The 13,685-nt window shown below is 59.1% G+C and carries 9 protein-coding genes and 3 pseudogenes; 3 read left to right on the top strand and 9 right to left on the bottom strand.

Annotated features, from left to right (window positions below; genetic code table 11):
* Nucleotides 1-27: 27 nt before the first annotated feature.
* Nucleotides 28-243, bottom strand: a complete 216-nt coding sequence (locus tag BPNPMPFG_RS41725) for a hypervirulence associated TUDOR domain-containing protein (protein WP_258599474.1) — start codon at nt 241-243, stop codon at nt 28-30.
* Nucleotides 244-488: 245 nt separating this feature from the next.
* Here BPNPMPFG_RS41725 and BPNPMPFG_RS41720 point away from each other — a divergent pair, with 245 nt between their 5' ends.
* Nucleotides 489-1,055, top strand: a complete 567-nt coding sequence (locus tag BPNPMPFG_RS41720) for a DUF488 domain-containing protein (RefSeq protein WP_258599473.1) — start codon at nt 489-491, stop codon at nt 1,053-1,055.
* Nucleotides 1,039-1,231: pseudogene (locus BPNPMPFG_RS41715) on the top strand (hypothetical protein); the annotation flags it as partial. The gene BPNPMPFG_RS41720 and the pseudogene BPNPMPFG_RS41715, both read left to right, overlap by 17 nt.
* Nucleotides 1,232-1,427: 196 nt before the next feature.
* Here BPNPMPFG_RS41715 and pgm read toward each other — a convergent pair.
* The 5 genes from pgm to BPNPMPFG_RS41690 form a co-directional block, all read right to left on the bottom strand.
* A complete protein-coding gene (gene pgm, locus BPNPMPFG_RS41710) occupies nt 1,428-3,083 on the bottom strand; it encodes a phosphoglucomutase (alpha-D-glucose-1,6-bisphosphate-dependent) (protein ID WP_258599519.1) in 1,656 nt (551 codons plus the stop codon).
* A gap of 49 nt (nt 3,084-3,132) precedes the next feature.
* Nucleotides 3,133-5,211, bottom strand: a complete 2,079-nt coding sequence (gene tkt, locus BPNPMPFG_RS41705) for a transketolase (RefSeq protein ID WP_258599471.1) — start codon at nt 5,209-5,211, stop codon at nt 3,133-3,135.
* Between the two features lie 107 nt (nt 5,212-5,318).
* The gene (gene pgi / locus BPNPMPFG_RS41700; protein WP_258599470.1) at nt 5,319-6,965 is read right to left on the bottom strand and encodes a glucose-6-phosphate isomerase; all 1,647 of its coding nucleotides are present in this window, start codon (nt 6,963-6,965) and stop codon (nt 5,319-5,321) included.
* Nucleotides 6,965-8,065 carry a transaldolase gene (tal, locus tag BPNPMPFG_RS41695; protein WP_258599467.1) on the bottom strand — a complete coding sequence of 367 codons (1,101 nt, stop codon included), beginning with the start codon at nt 8,063-8,065 and terminating at the stop codon, nt 6,965-6,967. The genes pgi and tal overlap by 1 nt, the downstream gene beginning before the upstream one ends.
* A gap of 102 nt (nt 8,066-8,167) precedes the next feature.
* Entirely contained in the window at nt 8,168-8,413 is a 246-nt protein-coding gene (locus tag BPNPMPFG_RS41690; protein WP_258599464.1) for a DUF982 domain-containing protein, read from the bottom strand.
* A 2,047-nt stretch (nt 8,414-10,460) separates the two neighbouring features.
* On the opposite strand from BPNPMPFG_RS41690, the pseudogene BPNPMPFG_RS41685 reads away from it, so the two are divergent.
* Nucleotides 10,461-10,916: pseudogene (locus BPNPMPFG_RS41685) on the top strand (chloride channel protein); the annotation flags it as partial.
* On the opposite strand, the pseudogene BPNPMPFG_RS41680 reads toward BPNPMPFG_RS41685, so the two are convergent.
* The 3 genes and pseudogenes from BPNPMPFG_RS41680 to BPNPMPFG_RS41670 all read right to left on the bottom strand — a co-directional run.
* Nucleotides 10,914-11,270, bottom strand: a pseudogene (locus tag BPNPMPFG_RS41680) (PHB depolymerase family esterase); the annotation flags it as partial. The pseudogenes BPNPMPFG_RS41685 and BPNPMPFG_RS41680 sit on opposite strands and share 3 nt — an antisense overlap.
* Before the next feature lie 453 nt (nt 11,271-11,723).
* Nucleotides 11,724-12,725 carry an NADP-dependent oxidoreductase gene (locus tag BPNPMPFG_RS41675; protein WP_258599462.1) on the bottom strand — a complete coding sequence of 334 codons (1,002 nt, stop codon included), beginning with the start codon at nt 12,723-12,725 and terminating at the stop codon, nt 11,724-11,726.
* Between the two features lie 89 nt (nt 12,726-12,814).
* A complete protein-coding gene (locus BPNPMPFG_RS41670) occupies nt 12,815-13,681 on the bottom strand; it encodes an alpha/beta fold hydrolase (RefSeq protein WP_258599461.1) in 867 nt (288 codons plus the stop codon).
* Nucleotides 13,682-13,685: the final 4 nt, after the last annotated feature.

Below are 13,685 nucleotides of genomic sequence, written 5' to 3'. Positions count from 1 at the left end.
CTTTAAGGGATGGCGCCTCTATCGGCGTCAATCATGACCCTTGGTGAGCGCCGAAGCTTTGTGAAATGCGATGTGCTCGGTTTTGTTGCTCTTGATCTCATATTGCGGCGCTTCCGCGCTTGCATGGTGGGTATAGCCGTTGACCTCGAAATTTCGCGTGCGCACGCGAATGACCGTACCCGAGACCCGCCCGGCTTCCGAATTCCAACTCACATTGTCGCCAATCTTGAAGGTGTCCGCCATGGTGACCTTGTTCGATGCTTCCGTAGCGCTTGTGTCAGCATCGCAATCGAAATTGCTAGCCGCCGTCATGCGCTCAAATGACGCCAAGACAGCACCGACTACGGCAACAACCCGCGCTATCGATGTCGGTTCCGTCGAACTACGGGACGTCGCTGATAAACGACGCTTTTGATTTCGAAACCCTCGGCTTACGATCAAGGCCGATGCGGTGGATTGCCAAGTAACCTCGCCTCATCATTGGAGCCATGACGAACACCTTCTTCACCATAGGCCATTCCACAAGGACGGTCGCCGAATTCATAGATCTGCTCAGGGAATCCCAGGCCGATTTCGTTATCGACGTCAGATCAATGCCACGTTCGCGCACCAATCCGCAGTTCAACGGTGAAAGCCTGCCAGCGACGCTGGCATCGTGGCAGATTGGCTATGAGCATATCGCCTCGCTTGGCGGTCATCGGGGGAGGGCGCGGAACGTGGAGGGGTCCCCAAACGCCTATTGGCGGGTGCGTGGCTTTCTAAACTACGCGGATTATGCGCTGACGGAACCGTTCGCCACAGGTCTGGCGCGGCTGCGAAAACTCGGCTTTCAGCACAGCTGCGCGATCATGTGCGCCGAGGCCGTCTGGTGGCGCTGTCATCGCAGGCTCATCGCCGACTATCTCCTCGCCGCCGGAGACCGTGTAGTGCATATACTCGGACCGTCGCATGTCGACGAGGCGCAGTTGACACCCAGCGCCGTCGTTCGCGACAATGGAACGGTCATCTATCCCGCCGAAGATTCATTACCGAACGTTGATGACGGTCGCTCTTAGCTGCAGCGGAGCTACTACTATGGCCTGTGCCTTCATCGTTCTTGGCGAGAAATTCAGGTCCCGGCCGCTCATCGACATTCAAGGGACCCCAGCAGGCGCATGGGCTACTGCTTTATGCCCTCGGCGACGGCCAATGGGATATCCCGCCCCTGCGCCTCCTGGAAACGATCATCCCCCGAGCAGACGGACGACTTCGAGGTTGGGGCGTCGGCGAAGCTTCGTCGCGCGAGTTGCGGGCTTGAGATGCCAAAATGGAGGTGGTCCGCGACACGAACGGCACTAGCGTTTCCGCGACCGGAGCTTCATTCACGCCTCGGATACCGCACGCGGTGCAGCGGATCGGCAATGCGTCAGAGCAGTCGCCCGGCCAATTCAGGTCCTTTCGGTTGTCCCAAGCGCCCGGTCGACGATAGTCTGTGCCTCGGCTAGGATTTCGTGCAAGTGGTCCTTTCCGCGAAAACTCTCGCCGTAGATCTTGTAAATATCTTCGGTGCCCGACGGCCGTGCGGCAAACCACCCATTTTCGGTAGTCACCTTCACACCGCCGATTTCCGCATTGTTGCCTGGCGCGCGGCTGAGCACTGATCGGATCGGTTCTCCAGCCAATGTCTTCGACGTGATCTCTTGCGGTGAAAGCTTCGACAGTTTCTCTTTTTGTGCTGGGGTTGCGGTTGCCTGGAGCCGGTCGGCGACCGGTTCACCCAACTCCTTCGTCAGGTCGCGATAGACCTCGCCAGGATCGCGACCCATCCTTGCCGTGATCTCGGCCGACAGCAACGCCGGAACGATGCCATCCTTGTCGGTCGTCCAGACGGCACCGTTGCGGCGCATGAACGCTGCTCCGGCGCTTTCCTCGCCACAAAAACCTAGCGAGCCGTCCTGAAGCCCCTGCGCGTACCATTTGAACCCGACCGGGACTTCATACAGTCTGCGCTTCAACCTGGTGCTGACGCGATCGATCATCTGGCTGCTCACCACCGTCTTTCCAACGGCGGCGTCCTTGCGCCATTCAGGGCGATGCTGGAACAGGTAGTCAATCGCCACCGACAAGTAATGGTTGGGCGGCAGCAGCCCGGCGTTGCGCGTGACGATGCCGTGCCGGTCATGATCGGTGTCGCATGCAAAAGCGATGTCGAATTGGGCCTTCAAGCTGATCAGGCCTTGCATGGCGTAGGATGAAGACGGGTCCATGCGGATCTGGCCATCCCAATCGACCGTCATGAAACGAAAGGTGGGATCGACCTGCCGATTGACGATGGTCAGGTCGAGTTTGTAGCGGTCGGCAATGGCGGGCCAGTAGTGGACTCCCGCGCCGCCGAGCGGGTCGACGCCCATGCGAACACGTGCTCCGCGAATTGCGTCCATGTCGATCACGTTACCGAGATCGTTGACGTAAGCGTTCAGGAAGTCGTGGGCATGGACTGTCGGCGCATGCAGGGCTCTTTCGAACGCCATCCGGCGGACGCCTTTCAGTCCGTTGCCAAGCAGATCATTGGCCTGTTTTTCGATCCAGCCAGTGACGTCGGTATCCGCCGGGCCGCCATTGGGCGGATTGTACTTGAAGCCGCCGTCGCCGGGCGGGTTGTGTGACGGGGTGATGACGATGCCATCGGCGAGCCCGGTCTTCCGTCCGTTGTTGTAGTTGAGGATCGCATGGGAAACGGCCGGGGTGGGCGTATATTCGCCACCCGCCGCAATCATCACATTCACTCCGTTTGCGGCCAGCACCTCAAGGGCGCTCGCAAAGGCTGGCTCCGAAAGCGCATGGGTATCGATGCCGACGAATATGGGGCCATCGATGCCCTGTCGCTCGCGGTACAGGCAAATGGCCTGGCTGATTGCCAGAACATGCGCCTCGTTGAACGTGTTCTCAAACGCCGAGCCGCGATGCCCGGATGTACCGAACGCCACCCGCTGCAAGGGGTTGGCAGGGTCCGGTGCCTGACTGTAATAGGCCGTGACGAGCTTGGCGACATTGACCAGCATGTCAGGCGGCGCCGGCTTTCCGGCCAATGGACTGATTTTCATGGTCATGCTGGTTGCCTCATTCGGTTCGGGCAATCCCGACTTGTTTGGTTCACCGGCGGCCCGCAATTTGCGCCTTGGCAGCCGCAACGACGTGTGCCGGCTCGAAGCTGAAGTGTTCTGCGACAACTTTCGATGGCGCTGACAAGCCGAAACTATGCAGAGCGAGGATAGCGCCATCGAAACCCGTATAGCGCTCCCACCCAAAACCAGATGCTTCCTCCACGGCCACCCGGGCCGTTACGGCCGGCGGCAGGACCGTCTCGCGATAGTCTTTCGGTTGGCTTTCGAACAATTCCCATGACGGAATGCTGACGACGCGTGCCTTGATGCCCTCGGCTTTCAGCTCTTCAAATGCAGTCACGCAGAGCGCGACTTCGCTGCCGGTCGCCAGCAGCAGGACATCGGGTTTGCCGTCGGGTGCATCAGCCAGCACATAGGCGCCAAGCGCCACGCCGCTTGCGCTCGCATAGGTCGCGCGATCGAGCGTCGGTACTGCCTGTCGCGTCAGCACGAGGCAGACAGGCCTGTCCCTGAGATGCATGATTAGCTTCCATGCCTCCACGACTTCATTCGCGTCTGCAGGGCGCAGCACGACCATGCCGGGCATGGCCCGGAACGATGCAAGCTGTTCGATCGGCTGATGGGTTGGACCATCCTCGCCCAGACTGATCGAATCATGGGTCCAGATGGAGATGAGCGGGAGTTCCATCATCGAACTCAGCCTCAGCGCCGCGCGGCAATAGTCGGTGAAGATCAGGAAGCTGGAAACGAACGGCCGCAGTTTCGACAGGCTCATGCCGTTGCCGATGGCGCACATGGCATGTTCGCGCAGGCCGAAGTGGAAATTGCGCCCGCGATAGCTTACGGCCTGGTCACCCCCAGGGGCCTGGAAGTCGCCGGCAAAGTCAAAATCGAGGTTTGTCTTGGTTGACGGCGACAGGTCTGCCGCGCCACCCAGCAGCCATGGCATGTGGGCCGCGATGGCGTTCAACACCTGGCTGGAGGAGTCGCGCGTCGCGAGGCCCTTCGCATCCGCTGCAAAGGCCGGCAGCGCGGCGTCCCACCCGGGAGGCACTTCGCGTCGCTGCATCTGATCAATCTGTTCAGCCAGGTCTGGATATTGGGTCCGGTACGCGGCAAAGAGCTGCCTCCAGGCAGCATGAGCATCCTTTCCGCGCTTGCCGACATGTGCTCGGAAATGCGCCACGACACCATCCGGAATCATGAAATCGGCATCCGGATCCCAGCCGTAGAATTCCTTTGTCAGCCGAACTTCTTCGACGCCCAGTGGCTCTCCGTGAGCTTTGTTTGTGTCGTGCTTATGCGGCGCGCCATAACCGATATGGCTTTGAACGATGATGAGCGTTGGGCGGTCGTGCGTATCGATGAATCTCTGATAAGCCTTGCCCAGCAACACCAGATCGTTTGCATCGCTTACCCGCTCGACGTGCCATCCGTATGCGGCGAAGCGGGTTGCCACGTCTTCGGTAAATGTAAGGCCAGTCGGACCCTCGATGGTGATATGGTTATCGTCGTAAATCCAGCACAGGTTCGACAATTTGAGGTGTCCCGCCAGCGATGCCGCCTCGTTACTGAGCCCTTCCATCATGTCGCCGTCGCTGCACAGCGCATACACGTTGTGCGAGAACAGATCGTAGTCGGGTCGATTGTAGGTGGCCGCCAGCCAGCGTTCCGCAATTGCCATCCCGACGCTTGTTGCTGCACCTTGTCCGAGTGGACCCGTGGTGGTTTCCACGCCCGACGTCCAGCCATATTCGGGATGTCCTGTGCAGTGGCTGCCTGCCTGACGAAAAGTCTTCAAATCTTCCAACGTCACGGCAAGCCGGTCGCCCGCCGGATAGCTCGGGCCCTTTGCCTTGACGCCGCACAGGTAAAGCAGGCTGTAGAGCAGGGCGCAGGCGTGGCCGGCCGAGAGCACGAAGCGGTCGCGGTTCGGCCAATCGGGATCGGCAGGGTCGTAACGAAGGAAGCGCTGCCACAGGCAATAGGCCGTCGGCGCGGCATCGAGCGGCGTTCCGGGATGGCCGGATTTTGCTTTCTGGACCGCATCGATGGAAAGCATTCGCAGCGTGTTGATGCTGAGCTGGTCGAGTGGCAGGTGTTTCATTAGGAATCCTTTGATCGGATTTATGCCACCCGATTGTCCAAGTGCTGGCTAAGCTGCGCCGCCGTGAGTTTGGTCAGGTCGGCGCCATAAGCGCCGCCCACTGCGCTTCATTTCTTTCGCTTCCGGAAACGGCGATAGCGCTCGATCAAAGCGTTGGTCGAGCTGTCATGTCGAAGATTCGGAGCCTTAGAGCTTTCCAGCTCCAGGATTGTTTTCTCGGCCAGTGCCTTGCCCAGTTCAACGCCCCATTGATCAAAGGAGTCGATGTTCCAGATGACGCCTTGTGTGAAAACGCTGTGCTCGTATAGCGCCACCAGACTGCCTAGTGTTTTCGGAGTCAGGCGCTCGGCAAGCAAGGTATTGGTGGGGCGGTTGCCTTCGAAGGTGCGGTGAGGAACCAGCCAATCCGGCGTCCCTTCGGTCCTGAGTTCCTCTTCCGTCTTGCCGAACGCCAGTGCCTCGGTCTGCGCGAAGAGATTTGCCATCAGAAGGTCGTGGTGGCGTCCCTGCGGATTCAACGCCTGGCAAAACCCGATGAAGTCGCACGGAACCAGCTTGGTGCCTTGATGAATGAGTTGGTAGAATGAATGCTGCCCGTTTGTGCCTGGTTCGCCCCAATAGATCGGCCCTGTTTGGTAATCGACCTTCATGCCGCCAAGCGTGACGTGCTTGCCATTGCTTTCCATTGTCAATTGCTGGAGATACGCAGGAAAGCGCTTCAGATATTGCTCGTAGGGCAGCACCGCGACCGTCTGTGCCCCGAAGAAATTGTTGTACCACACCGCGAGCAGGCCCATCAGAACTGGCAGGTTCTGACCAAATCGCGCGGTGCGGAAGTGCTGGTCCATGTCGTGGAAGCCCGACAGCATCGCCTGGAAATTTTCTGCCCCGATGGCGAGCATTGTGGATAGGCCGATCGCCGAATCCATCGAATAGCGGCCGCCGTCCCAATCCCACATGCCGAACATCTGCTCGCTGTCGATGCCGAATTCGGCGACCCCTTCGGCATTAGTCGAGACGGCGACGAAATGCCGGGCCACAGCCTGCTCGTCGCCCAACTTCTGTAGTGCCCATTTACGTGCCGTTTGGGCGTTGGCCAGCGTTTTGAAGGTCTTTGAGCAGATGATGAACAGCGTTTCTTCAGGGTTCAGATCCCGCGTTGCTTCCACGAAGTCGGTACCGTCGATGTTCGAGATGAAGCGGAAGATCATGTCACGGCGGCTATAGTGGCGCAGCGCTTCATAGGCCATGACCGGCCCGAGGTCCGAGCCGCCGATGCCGATATTGATGACGTTGCGGATCGGCAGGCCAGAATGGCCGCGCCATGCGCCGCTGTGAATCTTGCCCGTGAAATCGGCCATCTTGCCGAGCACCGCGTGCACTTCCGGCACGACATCGATACCATCGACTAGAATTCGCTCGCCGACCGGCGCGCGAAGCGCCGTGTGAAGCGCCGCGCGCTGCTCCGTCACATTGATCTTCTGCCCTTTGAACATCGCCTCGGTGCGCTCGCGCAACTTGCAAGCCTCGGCAAGTTGAATGAGAAGCTGGATTGTCTCAGCGGTGATGCGGTTTTTGGAATAGTCCAGGTAGAGTCCGCATGCGTCGACGGCGAACTGAGTGCCACGCTGGGGATCGTCCGCGAAGAGCTGTCGCAGATGCAACACGCGCACTTCCTGGTAATGCGTCAGCAACGCCTTCCAGGCTGGAAGCTCCGTTAGCGGCAATGCCCTGGCCATAAGAGGCTCGGTCATTATCCGCGTGCCGATGCGGGAGAACGATGTAACTGCTCGCTCTTCGACGCAATCACGGCCATCAGATCGTTCCACGATTTGGTGAAGGATTGCGCACCTTCCAGTTGGAGCTGCGCGGCAAGCGCGTCAGTGTCGACGCCGGCCTTTGCGAAGTCGGCAAGGACGGTTTCGCAATCGCCGCCATCCTCCTGCATGGGGCCCCTCAATGTACCGTTTGCCGCGAACGCACCAAGCGTCTTCTCCGGCATGGTGTTGATAGTGTCGGGTGCCGCGAGCGCTTCGACGTAATAGGATTGCGGAAGCTGTGGATCCTTGGTCCCGGTGCTCGCCCAAAGCAGACGCTGAGAAAGTGCGCCGGCATCGGCCAGCTTGCGCCAACCGGGCGAGGCGAGCTGTTTGCGATAAGCCTTATAAATTTGCCCCGATATTGCGATGCCCAGGCGGTTGCGGAGTGCTGGGGCAACCTTGTCCATCACCGCCTTGTCCCAGCGGCTGACGAAGATCGACGCGACAGAAGCGATCTTCGGATCGAGTCCGGCATTGATGCGACGCTGGATGCCTCGGCTATACGCGTCGGCCGCCGCGATGTAGTGCTCACGCGAAAACAATAGCGTCACGTTGACGGGCACCCCGGCAAAGATCGATTCCTCAATGGCTTCGACGCCCGAGGGCGTGCCTGGAATTTTGATGAACAGGTTGGAACAGTTCGCTTGCGCGTGCAATCGCTTGGCGGCCTCGACAGTGGCACCGGCATCGTTAGCCAGCAAAGGCGACACTTCCAGGGAAACCCAGCCATCGACTCCGTCTGTCGCTTCATGAACCGGTCGGAACAGTGCTGCGGCTTGCGTCAGGTCTTCCAGGGCCAATTCGAAGAATAGCTGCTCGCCGACTTTCCCCTGCTTCCCTTTCCGGTGAAGGGCATCGTCGTATGCTTTGCTGTTCCGAATGGCTTCATCGAAAATAGTGGGATTTGAAGTCAATCCCGTCACGGAAAACTCGGCGCAATAGCGCTGCAGGATGCCGCTACTCAGCAGATCGCGGGTGATGTTGTCCAACCAAAGGCTTTGCCCGAGTTCATGCAATCGGGTTGTTGCGTTCATGGCGACCTCGCTAGAGCATATCGGTGGATTTGGACGGGCGGAGAAACATGGAAAACCGCGGCGGCGCCTTATGCGACCCGTCATCAATTGCCGCCGCGCAACTCACTCGACCAACATATGCGCTTCCCGCGCTGCTTCGATAAACGCGTCTCTGGCGACGTCAGCAGAAACACTGCCGTTCAATGCCTGCTGGCACGCCCGTCGCGCGGATCGATGCTTATCGCTCCCCCCGCTGCGCCATTGATCGGTTAGCAAGTCAAAAGCTTGCCGAGCATTGGTAAGGTTTCGAATGTCGCCGCTTATGCCGGTGGCAACAGATACTGGCTTGGAAAACCATGCATCGTACATGGGGGTGGGCCTCGGATTGGCTGAACTCACACAACGCACATCGTCGCAGGAAGTTTCATAGACACGCATCACCCTCGCGTGAAACCAGGCTGCGTGAATGTCGCGGCGCGCCTGATAGCGGCCGCACGGCTAAAACGGTCTAATCAGTATGCGCTGTTTGGGAGGGCTGGCGTTCGAGGGCACAAAAACTGCGCGTCGAGCCTGATCGCTTCGGGTGCCAGAGCAATCTCTTCCATGCAATCAGCCGATCATGCCGCTTGGAGCAGCATCTCGATCGGATCAGCGGTTTTCGAAACTGGTCTGTCATCCGTCACAGGAACCGCCACATGGTCCCTCGCTGATGAAATCAGGTCTAAACAACTCGCCACATTGGCAAAGGCTCCATCCCGGGCCTGTCGGGTTGCCGATAGTGGGCGCAGGGCGGGTGCCGACGTGCCGGAAGCAAATCAAGCCGGGGCTTGGTTGCGAAAGATTTCAGGCAGCAGGCAGTTGGTTGACATCAGGCTTAGGCGCAAGCCAAGTCTAGATGGACTTTTTAGGTGAGGATTCCTCAGGCCGATGGGGGCGAATCCGGGTCAAACGTCGGCGACATGTGGAGGGCTAAGGGCATCGACAGTGCGATCACCGCCAATTCAAGGATTCGAAGATCGACAGCGCCGATTGGACCGAGCCAAAAAGCCTGCAACGAAGAATGAAACCGGGCTACTGATACGAGAAAACTTCCCCGCTAACTGAGGATGAAAACCGTCGTCGCCATGGAGAGATACGCGGCCATGACGAATGTTCGATCAAAAAGGGAAACAAAGGACCCGCGCCCCCGTTGCAGAACGCGGGTCGGCCGGTTGCCTTCCGACCAGCAGCGAAAACCGGACAGAATTCGCTGCTAGCTGTTGAACACGCTCCAGCCAAAAATGTTCCGGCCGGAGGGTGCGTCGGCGACTGATGGTTTGCACTGCAAATTGCCAATATCGCCGTCATGTCGCCGAGATCGATTTAGCCGGCTTCGTTTTCAAGGCGAATGCGTTTCACGCAGTTCCCGATCGGTCAATGTTAGCACTATGGAGAAGGTCCGGAAACCCTTCACCTCCGTCCCGTCATCGGCGATTATCATTGCTTCGAGAGCGATGCAGGTCCCGCCGAACCTCACGAATTCCAAGCGACGCTGGTATTGGAGGCGATCGATCAGCGGCAAGAGTTGCCATTTCAAGATGGTGGAACCGGAAGGCCATCACCACTGAGGCAGATGCGCCATTCAATCGCCTACGGATCGGCACATGCGTAGTGGTCAAACAACATTTCAAAGGCCGCTGTGAACGGACACAATGTGCGAAATTCTGATCTGGACAAAACGATTTCAAAAAATCCGGTAGGCGCCTTTTGATCAGGCCGCGAGCTCCCTCGCCGCATCAGATGCTCGGCAAGGCCTTGGCGGCACCCGAGAGTCGCGGCCAGGCAGGAGCCGCCAAGCCTCTATGGCGGCGTGCACGCCCAACGTCGCCACGGTCAGATGCTGTTCCGACGTGCCATTGTCGTTCGCCAGGTCAGCAGCCACCGGCCGCTTCACTTGCGGATGATCCACTCGATGACGCCGGTGTCAACGTGAAGATTGCCCGTGAGTTCGCGCACCATCGCGGTGGCGTGTTCTACCCATTTCGTTTCAGGTAGCTGCAATTCGGCAATGGAAGCCTTAAAGGCTTCCTCAGAGTGTGGAAATCGAGAGCCGAAATGACGCCGCTTGGGATTTTGTCGTCTTGCATGCGTGCCTCGCAAAGGCCGGGAGTACACGCACTCTCAAGCAGCGGCGCCCGTTTCGTGGTCGGTGACCGCTCGACTCTTAAGAGCTTTGTGCGCAGACACAACAACAAATGAAACCACGAAAAGATGAGGTCCTTTCGTACCGTAGGTCTCTCAGCTCGGCCAGACGCAAACAAGCGGGCGTTGAATGGCATATGCCGTACGAACGTTGCGCTTCGGTTCTATCGAGCCTCGATCTGGCTTGATCGATGCCGTGCCTGTGTTAGGTCGGGTATCTCACCTAGGAACCGACATGGCAGACGTATCGCGTAAATACCCAATGCTGCGGCGCTCGCGGGCCATGTGGGGGTCGCGCCGCGTCTGGCAGCCGCGCCTTGTGTTCTGGGCCGGCGCCATTGCCATAGGTATCATAAGCGTGCTGTTTGCGGTTCTGGCTGACAAAGCGCAGGCGTTGTTCCACCAAATTAATGGCGATAGTGGAGGCTGGCGCAGCTATTTGCCGCTCGCCATCACGCCGCTTGGTTTTGTTTTCTGCGCGTGGCTAGCCTATGCTTTCTTTCCCGGCTCGCAAGGCAGCGGCATTCCTCAGGCGATCGCTGCTCGGCACCTACGCGACGACGAAGATCGCAGCCACATACTGTCGCTGCGGCTGATCGTGGGCAAGATTGCGCTTACCGCCGTCGGATTGTTTTGCGGCGCCTCCATCGGCCGCGAAGGGCCCACCGTACAGGTCGGCGCGTCGCTTATGCGCGACGACCGCCGCCTCTATCATCTGGCGGATAGAAAGCGCCTCGCCGCAGTCGCGCCGGATATCCGCAGGCACGAACCAGTTAAAGCAAAGATTGGAGTTGTTGGCGCGCTGCTGTTCGGGGAAGAGGACCGCAAAACCCTGCTCGGTCGCTAGTTGCGACCAGCCGGATCCATGATCATAGCCGGCTGCGTTCTGCGTGCAGCCGTGCAACACTACTACCAATGCTGCATCCTCGGGCAGATTTTCCGGAACGTAGAGGCGCGCGCAAGGCACAGGATTGGAACCAAACCCCGTCACATCCGACAAACGATATTCATGGCGCTGTTCGGGTCCGACAGGCCGGCCGCGCATCGCGCTCAGGCGCGCGATCGTATCTGATATGTTTCGCAAATCGGTATCCTTGCTCGCCGGAATGGCAGAGTTGTGCACAACGCACATGCAGCGATACCGTTGCTGCACTGCACAATAACAAGCTGATGCCTAGTGAAGTAGAGCGCCGCTTACCTAACTTATCGCGCTTCAGCGGCTGGTCAGGAAAACGGCTTCCTCATCGTCGCGCTGCCTGCCACAAGGGCTGCGGCAGCACTGACGATGAAGGCGCCGATAACCAGCGACAAGGCACCTAGCAGAGCGAACGTCGCGCTGCCTTTCCTGCCACTCCGCTAGCGACCCCCCGTCTTGGCCGCAACGACGTTGCTTGCCGTTGCCAACAGCAGACACTCGGCTGCGGCACCGCGTTGGTCGCTTTGCGCCTAAGGTGAAATCAAGCGAAGTCGCCTTGCATCCTGCAATATAAGGGAGTTGCTATCTGACCTTGACGACGACCTTGCCCTTAGCACGTCCTGTTTCGACGTAAGCCAGAGCCTCGTTGGTCGCTTTAAAGGGAAAGACCCTGTCGACAACCGGGCGGATCGCTCCGGATTCGATGAGGGATTTGATCTTACTCAGCTGATCACCCTGCGCCCACATGAACAGGAACGAAAATCCGACGCCCCGGCGCTTGGCTTTGGCCCGGATACCGCGGCTCAGCAGGCGCAGCACCAGCCTCAGCACCAGGTTCAGTCCCTGCTTCTTGGCAAATTCCGGATCCGGCGGACCGGAGATGGAGATGAGCTTGCCGCCCGGTTTGAGCACATTCAGGGATTTTTCAAGCGTCTTGGCGTCCTGGCTATTCACCACGACGTCGTAGCCCGACAGGACTTTCTCGAAGTCGTCTTTCCTGTAGTCGACGACGACATCGGCGCCGAGACCCTTGACCAGATCGGCACTCGCCGCGCTCGCCGTTGTCGCAACGGTCGCGCCGAGATGCTTTGCCAGCTGGATGGCGAACGTCCCGACACCGCCGGAGCCAGCCTGGATGAAGACTTTTTGGCCCTTCTTCAGATTTGCCCTTTCGATCAGCACCTGCCATGCGGTCAGGCCGACCAGGGGAATAGAAGCCGCTTCTTCCATGCTGAGGTTTTTGGGTTTCAGGGCCACGTCGGCCTCATCGATTGCGATGAACTCGGCAAATGTCCCGATCCGACCGTCGCGCGGCCGCGAATAGACAGCGTCGCCGGGTTTGAATTTGCGGACTTTTGCGCCCACCCTGACAACGGTCCCAGCCACGTCGTGACCCAGGATGAAGGGCCGGCGATAGGGCAGGATGAGCTTGAATTCGCCGGTTCTGACCTTGGAATCCAGCAGGTTCACGCCTGCGGCATGGATCTCGACCAGGACATCATTGTCCAGCAGCTCCGGCTCCGGCATCTCGGCCAGCCGCAGAATGCCCTTCTTGTTATATTTATCGACAACGAATGCCTTCATGGCAGTGACTTTCTAAGAGTGTTTATCGGTGTTCCTGAACGAAACAAGCCGAGCGTTTCCGGCGGCAAAGCCGCCCGGTGGGAAAGGCCTTAGCCCTCGAGGAAGGACAGGGCTTTCGGGACGAAATCGGCGTAATTCTGGAAGATCCCGCCATGCCCGGCGTCTGGGTAGATGACCAGTTGCGCCCCCGGGATACGCCGGGCGAGATCGTGGGTATTGGCGCTCGGCACCATCCTGTCCTGATCGCCATTCGCCACCAGGGTAGGAATGCGGATGGTGCTCAAATCTTGCGGCGTTTGCAGCCCATAGGCCTTGATCGCTTTCAGTTGCGCGCCGAACGCGCTCAGCGAAATCGCCTTGTCCCGGTTACTCTTGCGCTCTTTCAGCCGCTCCAGAAATGCGTTTGCGGCACGGCGGCCATTCGCTGTCCTTGTGAAGAAGAGATAGTATTTCGCATCCCGAAAAGTCAGCGCGCCCTTGATCATGTCCACGATCGTCAGCGGCGTCACCTTGTCGATGCCTTGACCGCCGGCCGGCCCGGTGCCGGAGAGGATGAATTTGCGCACAAGCTTGGGCTCGGTCAGCACAATCTCCTGCGCCACGAAGCCACCGAGTGAAAAGCCGAAGAGGTCGACTTCTTCGAACCCCAATGCCCGGATAAAGGCGACGGCATCGCGCGCCATCTGCGAGATGGTTGACGGCGTTTTGCCAGCCGAAGCACCGATGCCTCTGTTATCAAAGACAATCACCCGCCGGGTCGCAGCGAGGCCATCGACGATGCGTGGATCAAAATTGTCCAGCTGAGCCCCCAGATGGTTGAGCAGGATCACCGGCACGCCCGTCCTGGGCCCGAGTTCCCGGTAAACAAATGCCGTGCCGCCGACATCGACAGAGCGCGTCGGCGCGTCCTGGAATGATAGCCGTGAATGGGGCGACTGATCGAATATATGTGCCATGTTT

The organism is Mesorhizobium sp. AR07, assembly GCF_024746815.1.
Taxonomy (GTDB): Bacteria; Pseudomonadota; Alphaproteobacteria; order Rhizobiales; family Rhizobiaceae; genus Mesorhizobium.
Note: the sequence above shows the minus strand (reverse complement) of the source record. Positions and strands in the feature narration are given on the sequence as shown.